11 protein-coding genes and 2 tRNA genes are annotated in these 13,996 nt (G+C 60.5%); 4 read left to right on the top strand and 9 right to left on the bottom strand.

Annotated features, from left to right (window positions below; translation table 11 throughout):
- The coding region (locus HMPREF1484_RS11650) for a YPDG domain-containing protein (protein ID WP_016663545.1) at positions 1-1,895 on the bottom strand (1,895 nt) is incomplete at its 3' end.
- Between the two features lie 456 nt (positions 1,896-2,351).
- Positions 2,352-5,222: a Cna B-type domain-containing protein gene (locus HMPREF1484_RS02985; RefSeq protein WP_016663544.1), complete on the bottom strand. Its 2,871-nt coding sequence runs from the start codon at positions 5,220-5,222 to the stop codon at positions 2,352-2,354.
- A gap of 426 nt (positions 5,223-5,648) precedes the next feature.
- Between HMPREF1484_RS02985 and HMPREF1484_RS02980 the strand changes: the two genes are divergently transcribed.
- Entirely contained in the window at positions 5,649-6,026 is a 378-nt protein-coding gene (locus tag HMPREF1484_RS02980) for an iron chaperone (protein WP_016663543.1), read from the top strand.
- Between the two features lie 73 nt (positions 6,027-6,099).
- Here HMPREF1484_RS02980 and HMPREF1484_RS02975 read toward each other — a convergent pair whose 3' ends face one another.
- Positions 6,100-7,737, bottom strand: coding sequence for an ABC-F family ATP-binding cassette domain-containing protein (locus HMPREF1484_RS02975; RefSeq protein ID WP_016663542.1), 1,638 nt, complete (start codon positions 7,735-7,737; stop codon positions 6,100-6,102).
- A 58-nt stretch (positions 7,738-7,795) separates the two neighbouring features.
- On the opposite strand from HMPREF1484_RS02975, the gene HMPREF1484_RS02970 reads away from it, so the two are divergent.
- Positions 7,796-9,058 carry a GNAT family N-acetyltransferase gene (locus HMPREF1484_RS02970; protein WP_016663541.1) on the top strand — a complete coding sequence of 421 codons (1,263 nt, stop codon included), beginning with the start codon at positions 7,796-7,798 and terminating at the stop codon, positions 9,056-9,058.
- A 48-nt stretch (positions 9,059-9,106) separates the two neighbouring features.
- Here HMPREF1484_RS02970 and HMPREF1484_RS11470 read toward each other — a convergent pair whose 3' ends face one another.
- From HMPREF1484_RS11470 to HMPREF1484_RS02955, 5 genes are all read right to left on the bottom strand, one after another.
- A complete protein-coding gene (locus HMPREF1484_RS11470) occupies positions 9,107-9,277 on the bottom strand; it encodes a hypothetical protein (RefSeq protein WP_016663540.1) in 171 nt (56 codons plus the stop codon).
- 44 nt (positions 9,278-9,321) lie between these two features.
- Complete coding sequence (locus tag HMPREF1484_RS02965) at positions 9,322-10,602, bottom strand: ATP-binding protein (RefSeq protein ID WP_016663539.1); 1,281 nt, start codon at positions 10,600-10,602, stop codon at positions 9,322-9,324.
- 195 nt (positions 10,603-10,797) lie between these two features.
- Positions 10,798-10,870 (bottom strand) — tRNA-Ala (locus HMPREF1484_RS02960).
- A 7-nt stretch (positions 10,871-10,877) separates the two neighbouring features.
- Positions 10,878-11,006, bottom strand: a complete 129-nt coding sequence (locus HMPREF1484_RS11760) for a DLW-39 family protein (protein WP_016663538.1) — start codon at positions 11,004-11,006, stop codon at positions 10,878-10,880.
- A 19-nt stretch (positions 11,007-11,025) separates the two neighbouring features.
- Positions 11,026-11,099: transfer RNA gene (locus HMPREF1484_RS02955), tRNA-Ile, on the bottom strand.
- A gap of 653 nt (positions 11,100-11,752) precedes the next feature.
- Here HMPREF1484_RS02955 and HMPREF1484_RS02945 point away from each other — a divergent pair.
- Both HMPREF1484_RS02945 and HMPREF1484_RS02940 read left to right on the top strand, forming a co-directional pair.
- On the top strand, positions 11,753-12,202 hold the full coding sequence (locus HMPREF1484_RS02945) for a MarR family transcriptional regulator (RefSeq protein WP_016663537.1): 450 nt from the start codon (positions 11,753-11,755) through the stop codon (positions 12,200-12,202).
- Positions 12,203-12,467: 265 nt separating this feature from the next.
- Complete coding sequence (locus HMPREF1484_RS02940; RefSeq protein ID WP_016663536.1) at positions 12,468-12,905, top strand: hypothetical protein; 438 nt, start codon at positions 12,468-12,470, stop codon at positions 12,903-12,905.
- Between the two features lie 321 nt (positions 12,906-13,226).
- On the opposite strand, the gene HMPREF1484_RS11755 is transcribed toward HMPREF1484_RS02940, so the two are convergent.
- Positions 13,227-13,979, bottom strand: coding sequence for a DUF3566 domain-containing protein (locus tag HMPREF1484_RS11755; RefSeq protein WP_016663535.1), 753 nt, complete (start codon positions 13,977-13,979; stop codon positions 13,227-13,229).
- Positions 13,980-13,996 lie beyond the last annotated feature (17 nt).

Here is a 13,996-nt window from a genome sequence, read left to right as displayed (position 1 = left end):
TTCGACTTATCCGGGAACTTAACGGAGATCTCACCGGTGTTCTCATCAATCTTGACCTCATAGCCCTCAGGAGCAGTGAAGCCGTCAGTGATCTTAAACTCCGAACCCTCAGGAGCCTTAGCCGAGCTACCGTCCTTGCCAGTGAACGACGGGGACGACTTGGTCTCCTTGCCAGGAACAACCAGCTTGTCCTCATACGCAGGCTCGTAAATGTCTGCGTCGGGGTTCTTGTCGGTCACGAGGACGGACCATGCGGCGACATCGTTTCCGCCCGAGACTACGACGACGTTGAAGATATCGCCCTTCTTTGCATCCGCGGGGATGCCGAAGGTGCACGCCGCAACCTGAGCTTTAACGCTCTTGGACTGATCGAGATCGCAGGTCTTGACAACCTTGCCGTTCTTATCGCGCCACTCAATCTTCGACGGCAGATCCGACAGGTCACCTTTGAACTCAGGGGTCACCGTGGTGCCCGGGGCAGCCGGCTTGTCGATTGCGTTGTAGTCCGCCGTGATCGACACCGGGCTATACGGCATGAGCGCGTAGTTGACGTTGTAAATCCTGTTTCGCGAGATATCCGGGGTAAGAACGTTCGGCGCAGGAACCGCTGAAGGACGGAAGTTGCCACCCGCTGTGAACCGCTGGAAGACCGGAGTGTGGAAGCCGGTGTAACCGTGCTGAACAACACCATCCTTGTTTTCCACCCACAGGAACATATGGTCAACGTTGAGGTTATCCCTCGACTGCTGTGTGGCGGTCTGACCATCATTGAATCGCAGCGTATAGCGACCTTCCGCGTCCGTTGTGCCAGAAACGGTCTTGAGGATGTACTCGGGGTGGTCCTCGAGCATCTTCTTGGTGGCCTCAGCCAGCTTGTCCGGGTCGTTCTTGTACTGCTCGTGCAGTTTCTGGTTCGCCGCTGCACCATCCTTGGTGAGGGTGGACGCGTACACGGTGTAGCCGTCAGCGGCTGGGTCGGCAGTGTTCTTGCTCGGTCCCGTGGCCACAATGCCCTTGTCCAGGCCACCCGTTTCGAGCCACACGCGACCTGAAACAGAGTTCCACGGATTTTGACCATCGATGAACCCGTTCGAGTCATGCTCGATTTTCGCGGCTCCGGTTTCATCACGGGCGACCATATACGAGTTTTCGTGGCTCGGAGCGGCTTCCTGCAGGAACGCCGCCATCAGCTGGATGTTGCCGTCAGCCGCAGCAAACGAGCCGAGCGGGGCTTCCACCAAACCATTGAAAGAACCGGGCACGAAACCGTTGGCCTGGCGGAACATCTCGACACGGTTGCCGCGTTTGTTGGTGAAAGGCTCAACCCAGATGCGGTGCTTCTGGTCAGTACGTGCGGCCCAGGTGTGCTCTTTGCCGAACTTATCGGTCCAGGTGATGCCCTTATTGCCCGTACCGAAAGCGAAGGTGCCCTTACCGCCGTTACCGCCGACAACACCGGGGAGGGTGTGGGTCTTCGCACTGAAGATCGGCGAGTAGGAGCCGTCCTTGTCGCGGAACTGCGCGTAGACCGTGACGCCATCCATCGGGATGTTGCCGTTGTCGATGGTCGAGCCAGGGTTGCCCTTGGGGCTGGTCAGGTAAACGTGACCCGAGATGAGACCCTTGCCAACACCGTGAGCGTCGGTAAGGTTGGCAGCCTTGGTGACGCGACCGCTTTCGATCATGTCAGCATCAATGATCTGGTCCTGTGCAGGCTCATTGGCCATCGGGGCGAAGCTCGGTGCAGTCTGAGCCGGCTGTGCGGCCATGGCACGGTCGAGACCGCTAGCGGTGAAGCTCGGCGCCATGCTGGTCACCAGAGCCAGGGTCAGAGCAGCTGATCCAATACGCAAGGGCTTGCGATAAAAAGCCTCGTGCGACTTTCGTTCAACCATGAGTGAGGGGTCCTCTCGTGATTTCTCAAGGGATTTAAGAGCATGAGATTGGCTCCGTAACGAGAAGCAAGAACGAGCACGCAGAAGTACATCGCAAAACGTCGCCCGCAACTCAATAACGAATGTTACTCATATGAAACGCTCGAGGTGAGCCTATAACGCCGTAGGAGCGCGCCGCAAACATATTCTACTTTTGCAGTACCTGCTGGTGGCGGTCCGGTCCGCCCAAGCCACGTGTACTCGAGGAGAGCCTCGACGGTGGTGGGAGTCGCACGCTCGATGCCGAGGCATCGCCTCACTATCCGGCACAACACCTACCGTAAAGGATTTCGCCGCTCGCAATTGCGCCACTCCAGCCAAGCGCGACACGTCCCAGGGAAAATACGCAAATGGCCCCCGGGACTCATGTGAGTTCCGGGAGCCACGTGCGTTCAGAACGCTATACACCCACTGGTTTTAAGCCTTCCGACGCTCGACCAGCACCACGCCGATTCCCATGAAGACCAATGCCAGGGCCGCGACTACGCCTACCTCAACACCCGTGCGAGGCAGTGGCAGACGAGGCTCCCCGGGCGTTGCCTGCGCGGGCGGTGTTGACGGCGGCTCCGGCGGCGTGACCGGTGGTGTGGGAGGCGTCGACGGTGGTGTGGGAGGGGTCGACGGAGGCGGGGTCTGCGTATTCGTGATCGTGAAACCACTTGCCGCATCGCCCATCACCTTCGAGGTGAAGCCCTCAACATTCAGCTCTTCAACCGAATAAGTGACATCAACCTTCTTGCCGTCAACAAGCTTCCACTGCGGAAGATCGTTAAACGAATACTTCCAGCCGTTCTCCGCATTCAGCTCAACAGGATCACCCACCGGCGACTTCTCACCGACAGTCGACTCCAAGAGCTGCACCTTCACCGGCACCGTGGAATCCGCATCAAGCACACTGCCATCGGCGGACTTCCACACCTTCGTCGCATCAACCGACGTGACGGGCGGCGGTGTCTGAGTGTTCGTGATCGTGAAGCCCTTCTCAGCGTCACCAGTCACCTTCGACGTGAAACCGTCGACCTCAAGCTCCTCAACCGAGTAGGCGATGTCAACCTTCTTACCGTCCACAAGCTGCCACTCAGGCAAATCCTTGAACGTATGCGTCCACCCGCTTTCGGCATTCAACTCGACCGGCTCGCCAACGGGGCTTGTCTTCCCGTCAACGGTCTTCGTCAACTGAACCTTCACCGGCATCGTCAACACCGGATCAAGATCCTCACCATCAAACGACTTCCAAACCTTGTTCACCGAGACCTCGGTCGTGGGCGGTGTCGGCGGAGTCTGCGTATTCGTGATCGTGAAGCCCTTCTCAGCGTCACCAGTCACCTTCGAGGTGAAGCCCTCAACCGCTACTTCCTCAACGGTGTACGAGACGGGAACTTGCTCACCGTCAACGGTCTTTGACTTCGGCAGATCCGTGAACGTGTACTTCCACTCGTTCTCGCCGTTCAACGTGACGGGGTGGCCCACGGGGAACTTCTCGCCATCAACCGAAGCCCAAAGCTGGACCTTGACCGGAACCGTAGACTCACTCGCAAGCTGGCTACCGTCGGACCCCTTCCACTCTTTCTTCACCTCAATAGTGGTGGATTCCGGGGTGCCGAAAACCACGCCACCGTTTGACCCGATTCCGCCCCCGCGTGGAGCCTTATTCTTCGAAATGGTGAGTCGCGCCCACGACCGTGCGGCATCCTTCGCTTGAGCGTTCGCGACTGTCTTCAAACCTTCGTTCGAGATCGACGTTCGGTAGTCGCTCGAATCATCAGAATCCCGCGCGGTCCCGTCAAACACCTGCTTCTTCCCGGGGTTCTCGGGATCGAAGCGATCGGACGAGTACGAACCATCCTTGTAGTACGCGGGAATTCCGCCACCAAGCATGCGCGAATCCAAGCGCACACCGGCCTTGCTTGCGGTCCCGTAGTTGTCATGGGCAATGTCATCGCCCCATTGGTCACTGGCTCGCTCCCGGCTCGCAATGTTCTCAAACACCGCGGCGCCGTTCGTCACGTGCATCGTCAGATTGCCGGTTGGGCAAAGCCAAATACCGCCGCCAAAGGCCACTCCCCTATCCGAAGTTGCCTCGTTCTCGGTGATAAGAGCGTCCTTGAAATGAGCGGCATACGACTTGGTCGCAATGTAGACGCCACCGCCCTGCTGCCTTGCCTCATTGCCTTCGATGAGGCCCGCGTTCACGTGCACGCCGTTTGACACCACGTTGATGCCGCCCCCGGTACGAGAGGCAGTATTGCCCGTGATTGAGCCGCCGTTCATCGTGAAGCTGCCCGGTGAGACCTTCGTCCATTCCTCGGGAGTAAAACCGCAAGCTTTTCCGTCACCAGCAACTTCAGCCCAGGTACCGCTCGCTCCCCACACATACAAATCCATGGCGTTTACGCCGCCACCGTTCGATGCGTAGTTATCTTTGATGGTGCCACCATTCATCGTGACGTCGGCGTTGCCAAAGACATTGATGCCGCCGCCACCGAACGCGGCGCTGCCGTTGGAGATTTCACCGCCATTAATATCGACGCGTGCGCGCGTTGCCGCAGTGTCCTCCTTAGAGCACACGGACTGCTGCCAATTGAAGGCGTTGATATTGCCAACCCAGCCGTGATTGTCAGTAATTTTCCCGCCGTTCACGGTCAGGTGAGCGCCATCGAAAACGCCGATGCCACCCGTTTCGCCGTAGGCGTCAGAGGTTTCCGTTCGGCCCTTGGAGATCTCTCCCCCGTTCATGACCATCGTCGCGCCCTTGTAAAGTGCCACGTTCGCGGCACCGTACTGCGTGGAGGATGCGGAACCGAGTTTTCGCTGGTTGTCCGTGACCGAACCACCGTTGAGGGTAAATTTCGCGTCTTCACCCGTGACGGTGACCGCGCCTTCATAACTCCCCGTAAGCTTTCGCGCCCCCGTGATGCTTCCTTCGTTCATCACAAGTTCGCCGCGCACATCCACAGTAGGGGCGAACGACGAGCCTTTGACCACGTGTTCATACTGGGCACGCGAGTCGATAATGAGTCGCTCATCGTTGCTACTCGGATCTTGCGAAAGCGTGAGCTTCGCGCCCTTTTCCACCCTAATAAGGCTGCCGGTGAAAGACCCATCGGCACGGATGATTCTCGAATCACCGAAGGGGAGCCGAAGAGTATTCACAAACTCGATGTCCGCCCCCGCCGGGATCACGAGCGTCTTCGATAGTTCAACGTCAGCGCCATTGCCGATCTCAATCCGCGACGGGATCGTGCCCGCTTCTTCCACTAGCGCCCGGAGCTGCCCCTCCTCGCACATGTGGGAGCGCCCCTCCACATAACACTTCAATACTTGCCGGTTCACGGCTTGCGGCTCCCCCACCGCCGCCGACGGAAAGCTCACCATCCCCGCCAACATCAACAACAAAGTTAGACACGCTGCCACAAAAGGCGCCCCAGGGTGGGCGCGAAGTTCGCTCTTCAAGGCTCCAACTCTCTAGGCAAGGCGCTGATGACCCGCGACCGGGCAGCCGCGCCGTAAAGAATAATGCTGTCATTAACAGTACGCCCAGGTCAGCGAGACTTCAGGGCCCTTAGGCCATAGCAGGTAAGGAACCGTCAGGCCCTGCGGCGCGCACATGCGCGGCACTCCCTCACGTGGCGGGGCCGAGCCACGCGTGTTGCCGATCGCAAGAGGCGCAACGGTGTGGCACGTCGATACTGCGTCCCCCACTAGGGTGGAGGCATGGCGATCACAACCTTGACGGAATTCCTCGAGACGGTGCCCGAGGGTCCTAAGCGCGATCGCATGGTCGAAGTGCTCGACTGGGTTGAGAACACCTACCCCGAGCTCGAGAGGCGAATCGCGTGGAGCACGCCCATGTTCACGCATCACGGCACGTTCATCGTGGGATTCTCGGCAGCAAAACTGCACATGTCGGTCTCCCCCGAAAAAGCCACGATGGAACACTTCGAAGAGTTCATGGAAAAGCGCGACACCGACCGCACCGCAATGCTCGCCCGCCAGCCGTGGAATAAACCTTTCGATTACAAGCTGCTCGCAAAGTTCATCGACTACCAAATCGCCACGAAAGCGAACGTGAAGAGCTTCTGGCGGCCCTAGCGCGTGGATCTTAGCTCGAGGCTGAAAACGCGCGAGGCCAACGAAGGCGGCATCGGGTCGGGCGTCCTCAGACTCATGCTTGCGCAGAGTGAAGCTCGAGGCGCCGCCCCTCCCAATGGTCGATGAGCCAGCGGTCGTGGCTCGCGATGATGAGCGTCCCCGTCCATTCGCTCAAGGCTCGCTCGAGCGCTTCAATGGTGTCGAGGTCGAGGTAGTTTGTGGGCTCGTCGATCACGAGGAACGACGGCGCCTCGTGAAGCGCGAGGGCAAGCTGCGCACGGCGTTGATTTCCGGCGGAGAGCTCGTTGACGCGCGTGCGCCACATGGAGGGGTGCAGCATTCCCGATCCGCGCTCCCCGATCCCCTCGGTCCACACCTCGCGCGTGAAGCCTGGATCGCCCATGCGCGGCAGGCGTTGCGGCACGAATCCCACGGGCCGATCACACGACACGGAACCGTGTGCACTCGCGCTCGCAGGCGGCTCGCCCGTGGCAATCCAGGTGAGGAGCGTTGATTTGCCGGCGCCGTTACCGCCCGTGACGAGCAAGTGCTCGCCGCGAGACAAGTCGAGGGTGAGCGGCGCCAAGCGGCCTTCAACGGCGGCGGCGCGTGTGGAAAGGGCAAGGCCAGCGGCGTTCTGCGTGGGCGCGAGCGGGAACGTCAAGTCGTAAGAACGGGGCCGACGCACCTCTCGCTCCTCAAGCGCCTCAAGTCTCATGTCGTCGTTGCGCGTGCGCCGAGTTGAGGTGGCTTGCGCGCGATCGGCAAAGAACTTCTTTGCCTTACCGCTCGCCTCTGCAAGACGCACCCCTCCGCTCGCGATCGCCCCCGCCGCGTGCCGGTGCTCGCCAATCTCTCGCTTTTCGCTTTGCTGCGCCGCGTGAATCTGCGCATGTGCCTCGCGGGCCTTGTGCTTCGCCTCCAGGAACTTCGAATACGAGCCCGAGGTTCGATACACGCCGTGAAGCTCGTGCCCCTCGGCCGTCGCGAGCGCCTGCCACGTCGCAACGTCGAGGTCATAAATCGCCGTCGCAGTGTCCTCGATGAACGCGCGGTCATGGCTCGCTATAAGAACAGGCCCCTCCCACTGGCGCACGGTGCGCGCGAGAAAAGCCACGCCCTCCGCGTCGAGATGGTTCGTGGGCTCGTCGAGAATGAGCGCCTCGGGTCGCGCGATGAGCATCGCCGCGAGCGGGAGCTTCCCGCGCTGACCGGGGGAAAGTGTTACCACTTCACGTTCGCGGCCCTCCCCAGCGAGCATCGGAAGGCCGAGCCCCGCAAGCACTTCATCGATGCGTGACTCAAGCGACCACACTTCGCGCGCGGTCATTTCCGCGAGCAGCGCGTCATATTCGCGCACGTCACCGGAGCTTTCACCCGCAGCTTCCGCCATGTGCGCTGTAACTTGCTCGAATCTCGCAGAAAGGGCACGAACGGGCGCGAGTGCCTCATCGAAATACTCGCTTACGCGCCCCGTGAAGTTTTCTGCCGACGGAGGCTGGCAAGCGTCGGACCCCATTCCTTCCCACGTGACCGCACCACCTTCGGGCGATAGTTCCCCGAGTGCGAGCCGAAGAAGGGTCGTTTTGCCGCACCCGTTCGGACCCACGAGGCACGCGCGCTCCCCCGAACCCACGCGAAAGCTCACGCGCTCAAGAAGCGGACGCGAGGAAAACGAGAATGAGACGGAATCAAAAACTAAAGCAGCCATGACACCTCCCGTTTTTGGCCTCAGATCCTCCAAACCCTACTTTGCTAGTGTCACTCGCGTGAATCTCAAGTATGAAACCCATCACGTCACGAGCTCGAATCCCGACGACCACCCCTGGTATCCCGCCTGGCTCACCGCCGTCCAGCAGGGATTCCACGACCCCTACCCCTCGCAGAAGTTCCTCGAACACCAGCTGAAAATCGACGCGGAACGCAAGGCGACCGCCCGCACGGTTCTCGACGACGACCGCCGCAAGTACGGTCTCGGCAAGGATGTTCCCGTTGCGACCTTCATGGATTACACGGGCGAACTCAACGTGGGCGGCAAGGTCATCGACTGCCACCAGATCAGCGAAGTCACCGTGCTCGCCTCCCACCGCCGCCAGGGCATCGCGACGACCCTCATGACCGAGTCGCTCGCCGAGGCGAAGAAGAAGGGCCTCGCCGTTGCCGCCCTCACCGCGACCGAAGCCGCGATCTACGGGCGCTTCGGCTTCGGCCCCGCAATCTTCAGCACGTCGGTTGAACTGCATGCCGGCTCGGGCTTCAGCGTTTCCGCGCCCATCACCGGCACGTGTGAATACATCGACGTCACGCAGCTCGCCGAAGCCTCCCGCTTCGTGTTCGACAAGTTCCACGCGCGCCAAACCGGTTCAATCAATCGCTGCGCGCCCGAAATGGAGATCCGCAACGGCTCGATCGACAAGCCCACGCGCGAGCCCAACAACAAGACCCGCGCGATCGGCCACTGGAACGAGAAAGGTGAGCTCGACGGCTACGCGACGTGGCGCCTTGAAAGCCGCGGCGGCGCCCTCGACGTGATCGACTTCGTGCCCTGCAACACCGACGCGAGCATCGCGATGTGGGCGTTCCTCGGCTCGCTCGACCTCGTGCGCCGCGTGCGCTTCAACAACGCCCGCAACGACGAGCACCTCCCCTGGGCCCTCGCCGATCGCCGCCGCTACCAGATCAACGAGCACAACGACTTCCTGTGGCTGCGCGTGATCGATCCGAAGGCGCTGCTCGAGGCCCGCAACTACTACACCGAGGGCGACGTCACCTTCCGCGTGGTGGACTCGATGGGGTTTGCCGACGGCACCTGGCGCCTCACCGTGAAGGACGGCAAGGGCACGTGCGAGCCTTACGAGGGCGAGCCGCAGGTCGAGATCGATGTTCCGGCTCTCGGCTCGACTCTCCTCGGCGGCGTCAACATCCAGGCCCTCGAAACGGTGGGTTGGGTGCGCGGTGACGAGGACGCGGTCGACAAGCTCGGCATTCTCCTGCAGCGCCGCCGTGAGCCGTGGTGCGTGACCTACTTCTAATTGAGATGCATCCCGCCTGATGCTGCGGTGCAAAAGCCCTGGCGTACCTTAGCGACCGTTGGTCAGCTTATGCGCCAGGGCTTTGTCTTCAAGCTCCGCGGCGATACCGGTCGCACGGTCGAGATTCACGCGCGAGTTCCCCATATCAAAGCGCGAAAACGTCGGCTCCGGGGCGGCTGCGGTTGCGCTCCGCTGCTCGTCGTTCTGATTCGTAATCATGGGGTAATCCTATGTAGGGGCTTCTCGTGGCGAAATGGGCTGTTTTAAGGATGCTGCCAAAGACTCGAAACCGGCAGAACGTGGAGGGGGACTCCTCCGTTTTTCATGGTGACTGCGCGCGTTCCCGAGTACAGCACCACGCGCGCCGCGACTCGATCCTTGAAGGGAGCTGATCCCACATCAAGGTTTTTCCACGCGCGTTCCGTCACGGTTTCCGCCGCCTTCACTTCGATAAGAATCAACCGAGAATCGGCAAGTTCAACAACAATGTCGATCTCCTTATCCCGTTCGCGATAGTGGTGGAGGCTGAATCGCTCCCGTGACCAGGTCGATTGCGCTCGAAGCTGCGTCCCTACGAAAGATTCAAGCGTGGCCCCAAAAAGCTCCGCGCCGCCCGCGACGCGCGCCTTTTCGGGCGTGAGGCCAGACAAGAAGGCAGCAAGACCGGAATCGGCCACGGCGATCTTCGGGCGCTTGACCACGCGATTCGTGAAACCCACCCCCCAGCCGGGCGTGACATCAAGAAGGTACATGCGTTCAACGAGTGCCAGATATTCCCCAAGTGCCGTCTCGCCGATTCCGAAAGCCCGTGCGGTTTTCGCCTTCACGAGTTCCGATTGCCCCTGCTCCGCGACGTGCCGCAAGAGTGCTCGCAACTGGGAAGGGAACTGGCCTCCAGCGAGCTGAGGTGCATCATGCTCGACAAGCGAAGTGACATACGAATCGAACCACCGCGCTTTGCGACGCTCCCCTTCACGCTGCACGGGAACCGGGTAGCCACCAGCGAGGACCATGCCTCGAAGCTCATCGCCCCCGGAGTACGAGACGTTGCCGGCATTTGCTCCCGCCGCGTCATCAAGAATCCACGAGACCCAATCCTCGGGCTCTGGCCGTTCCATAATTTCGCCCGGCGTAAGCGGATACACGCGAAGAAACTCCGCGCGACCCGCGAGAGAATCAGAGACACCAGGGGTGCGCAGCAAATCGGACGACCCGGTGATCGCGAATCGTCCCGGGCGCCGGTCGGCATCGATCGTGCGTTTCAACTCAAGTGCGAGCGCCGGAACGCGCTGCGCCTCATCGACTACAAGGGTCTTACCTTGCGCCTGTTGTAAAAACGCTGCCGGGTCCGCTTCCGCGAACGCTCGCTCAAGTGGATCATCGAGGGTGACCATATGAGCGCGTTGTGGATCAACAGCCTGCCCCACGAGCGTTGATTTCCCCACCTGACGCGCACCCTGCACAACGAGCAGAGGCGAGTCCTCGAGGATCTCCCGCGCAATCGACACCGCGTGCCGGGGAATGTGGGTGTTTACCGAGTTCATGCGCCTATTCTATGCGCCTCCATGCAGAAAAAGCGAGGATTTGCCAACCTATTTCCGGGGATTCGCCACTCTCTATACGGGGATTTGCCACCCAATTTCCGAGGATTTACCACCTCGGTTTGGCACCACCGGTCACGCGTATCAAGGCATGAAGAAACCCCAGGCCGGCTCTAGGCCTTCCTGGGGTTTTATTTGTGGAGCTAACGGGACTCGAACCCGTAACCCCCTGCTTGCAAAGCAGGTGCGCTACCAATTGCGCCATAGCCCCCGGTATGTCAGCGGGTCTGCTCCTCGGCGTCTTGCCAAAGATCATCCCTCAACTGTTTTTCTTCAACTTTCCGCCAGGCGAAGAGGCCAACGGCGGTGGAGGCGATGAGCATGAGAAGTGCGCGTAGATACTTCACGGTGCCTCCGTTCGTTGAGTGGGCCTAGCTGGACTTGAACCAGCGACCTCTGTCTTATCAGGACAGCGCTCTAACCGACTGAGCTATAGGCCCTCCTGGAGCAACTTGCGCAACTCCAACGAAGAAACACTCTAACCCAGTTCAGGCCCCTCACACAAACGCTTAGTGGCACGTGTAGGGCATGCCACACGACGCGACCGACGGGGCACCGACGGTCAGGCGCGTTTACGTTCAGGATCAGCGTTCGCGCGGATAACACGGAGGATTCGGCTCCCGCCGTCAAACACGGAAAACCCCGCGAGGTCACGCAGGCGCACTCGGCCGAGTTCGAGCATTGGGAGGATGACGTCCACCTACCAGTCATCTCCGGCGACATCCTCGAGCAGATCGGCGCGGGCGACGACGAGGGGGAGGCTGGTACGGCCAAGCAGGCCCGACGCTTGCCTTGCTTAGCAGGTCGCCAAGTGTGAGCGCGTCGTGGGGGTCTTCGGCACTGAGGTCGTTCAACATATCAATGCCGCGCCCGAGCGCCACGCGATGCTCGAAAATGGGCTGGGTAGGCGATTTTGAAGAGATCCTTCGACGGTTTGTCGGTTTCGGCTGAAGAATTCGAAGTTACTGCGAAGACACTGTTCATTTTCTTGCCCACTACATACGTACCCCGTCCACCTGATGAAGCACGAGCGCTTGACAAAGGGGCAGCCTAACACCAAGATATAAGTACACTAATATTTCGGAGGTGGGGCATGCCATCAGTACTCGAATCCGTTGCACGCGCCCGGGGCATGCAGCACCTAGCCGATCTCGACTTCAAGCGAAGTGTGCTCATCGCTAAATCGCAGGGGAAGACCCAGGCGGAGATTGCGCGCGCAGCCCGCATGTCGCAATCGGCCGTCTCGCAGCACCTCAAGCAGATGCGCGACATCGCGTTCCCACCCGGCGGTTTCGCCGGCGCATCGCCGCTGGAAATCTGCGAACGTTACGCCGCCGGTCAAATCTCCAGCGAAGACCTCAAATCCCAACTCGTGGCGTGGAACTTCACCCCGTTCCCGCAACCGTCGGATATTTTCGATGACGGTCCCCTTCCTCCACCAGGAACCTGGGCCGAAGTGGAGGAAGCTCTTTCGTACGGCTACCTCAGCGAAGAGCTGTACGAAGCAATCCTCGACGAGCGCGAAGCTCGCGGGCTGGACTAACCACCACGCCGAGAGGATCCGACGGACCCCCAAGAGCAAATGGACCCGGTGGGGAGGAACGCAGTGCGCTCGCCAAAGTTGCCGATGTGGCCGCTGGCCACTACTAAGCCACTCGCCAAGCGCAGCTAAATCTCTAACATCACCAGCTTCACGTCCCGCACGAGCGTCTTGTCCCTCCAACCGGCACATCGACGCCACCGAAATCCTTGCGCGTGCGCCAGCCGTCTCCTAAAATATAGACAAACCTATATTGGGGGTGGGTTTCATGAATGCTCGTCAGAGAATTAGACGAGCGCGCATCGCGCGCGACATCGCAGAACTCGACCTTCAACGCGCCCTCATCCAAGCTGCACAAGACGGCGTGAGACAAGTCGATATGGCAGCAGCAGCCCAAATGGCGCAGCCATCAGTGTCGACCCGTCTTGCACACGCATCGCGGGCGCCACAAGCCACCAAGGGCTTCAGCGGAGCTGACCCTTACGAAATCGCCCAGCGCTACCACCTCGGATACATCAGCGAAGGACAGCTCATGGATGAACTCTCGCGATGGGAGTACCTGCCAGAGCCCGAACCTGAGCACATTTTCGACGATGGCGGCCCCAACCCTCCCGGAACCTGGGACGATGTCGTGAGAGCACATCGAAACAAGCTCATTAGCGACGAACAGTACAACAAACTCCTCAAGCTCGACGACGAAGCGTAGCCTTCCCTCGACAGGCTTAGGGACAGACATGGCCATGCGCCTCAATCAGGACCGCCAGGTAAATCGTTAGCGACCACCCGAGTAACGATGTAACTGAACTTCCCGCCACGTGGATCCGGAAACTCCATCCGGTCGCCTTCGTAGACCGTGTTCTCGGTACCTAAGCTCGATTGGACTATCAGTGAAGCGTGCTTTCCGCTCGGCATTGTCCTGAAGATCATCCAGGCGCCGCAAAAACAGCAGGTACGCGAGGGCGATCCGCGCGACCCATTGCAAAAGGGCCAGGCTCCGAAAAGCCTGGCCCTTTCCTCACGACAGGAATTAATTATCCGTCAGCGTGACCTTCAAGCCGCCGAGCAGCGAGGCCACGATGTTGTACAGAAACGCAAACAGCGTACCGAGCGCGGTAATGAGGATGACGTTGAGGACGGCCACGATCACCGAGTACGAAAGCATCTTGGAGAACTCGAAGTACTCCAAGAACGGCAGCGGCTTGCCGCTGTTGAAGTCAGTACCGATCTGGTTGATCTGATCCCACAAGCCGATCGCATCGACGATCTGCCACAGAAGAGCCACCGCGACCACGAGCGCAATACCGAACGCAATCGCCACGAGGAACGACAGCTTCATGACGCTCCACGGATCAAGCTGCGAAAGCGTGAGCTTAACGCGGCGACCTCCCTGGCGCGGCACCTCTTGCGCCTGCGCGGCGTCATGGGCGCCGGGAACGGGTCGGCCGGCAGGCTGGTGGGTCGTGCGGCTACGCGGCGCCGGCTGGGCGCCCATCGGCGCACCGTTCGGCTGACCGGGGTTCGCGCCACGGTTCTGGCCGGCGGATTTTCCGCCATAGCTCTGCCCGCCACCTACGTGTGCCTCCTGGGCACCGGGTGCCTGGGCATTCTTCTTGGTGCGAGAGGTCGACTTCGGCGCTTCGCCTTCGCCGCTCTTGATCGCGTCGATGCGGCTCGTGACGCCCTCCGAAAGCGCGTCGGTGGCATTGCGGGACTCGGCGCTCTGTTCGAGCCCGCCCTGCTTCGCGATCGGCTGGGTCTTATCGTCGCTAGTGGAACTCACGGTGTTCTCCTCGCTCA

Origin of the sequence: Dermabacter sp. HFH0086 (assembly GCF_000413375.1) — a bacterium.
In the GTDB taxonomy this organism is placed as follows: Bacteria; Actinomycetota; Actinomycetes; order Actinomycetales; family Dermabacteraceae; genus Dermabacter; species Dermabacter hominis.
This window is presented reverse-complemented; position numbering and strand designations above follow the sequence as displayed.

What these genes read in the sequence shown, in the direction of transcription:
- HMPREF1484_RS02940 (WP_016663536.1), top strand. Translation starts at nt 12,468, where the DNA reads ATGAATGCTCGTCAGAGAATTAGACGAGCGCGCATCGCGCGCGACATC.
- HMPREF1484_RS02945 (WP_016663537.1), top strand. Translation starts at nt 11,753, where the DNA reads ATGCCATCAGTACTCGAATCCGTTGCACGCGCCCGGGGCATGCAGCAC.
- HMPREF1484_RS11470 (WP_016663540.1), bottom strand. Translation starts at nt 9,277, where the DNA reads ATGATTACGAATCAGAACGACGAGCAGCGGAGCGCAACCGCAGCCGCC.
- HMPREF1484_RS02975 (WP_016663542.1), bottom strand. Translation starts at nt 7,737, where the DNA reads ATGGCTGCTTTAGTTTTTGATTCCGTCTCATTCTCGTTTTCCTCGCGT.
- HMPREF1484_RS02980 (WP_016663543.1), top strand. Translation starts at nt 5,649, where the DNA reads ATGGCGATCACAACCTTGACGGAATTCCTCGAGACGGTGCCCGAGGGT.
- HMPREF1484_RS02985 (WP_016663544.1), bottom strand. Translation starts at nt 5,222, where the DNA reads ATGTGCGAGGAGGGGCAGCTCCGGGCGCTAGTGGAAGAAGCGGGCACG.
- HMPREF1484_RS02965 (WP_016663539.1), bottom strand. Translation starts at nt 10,602, where the DNA reads ATGAACTCGGTAAACACCCACATTCCCCGGCACGCGGTGTCGATTGCG.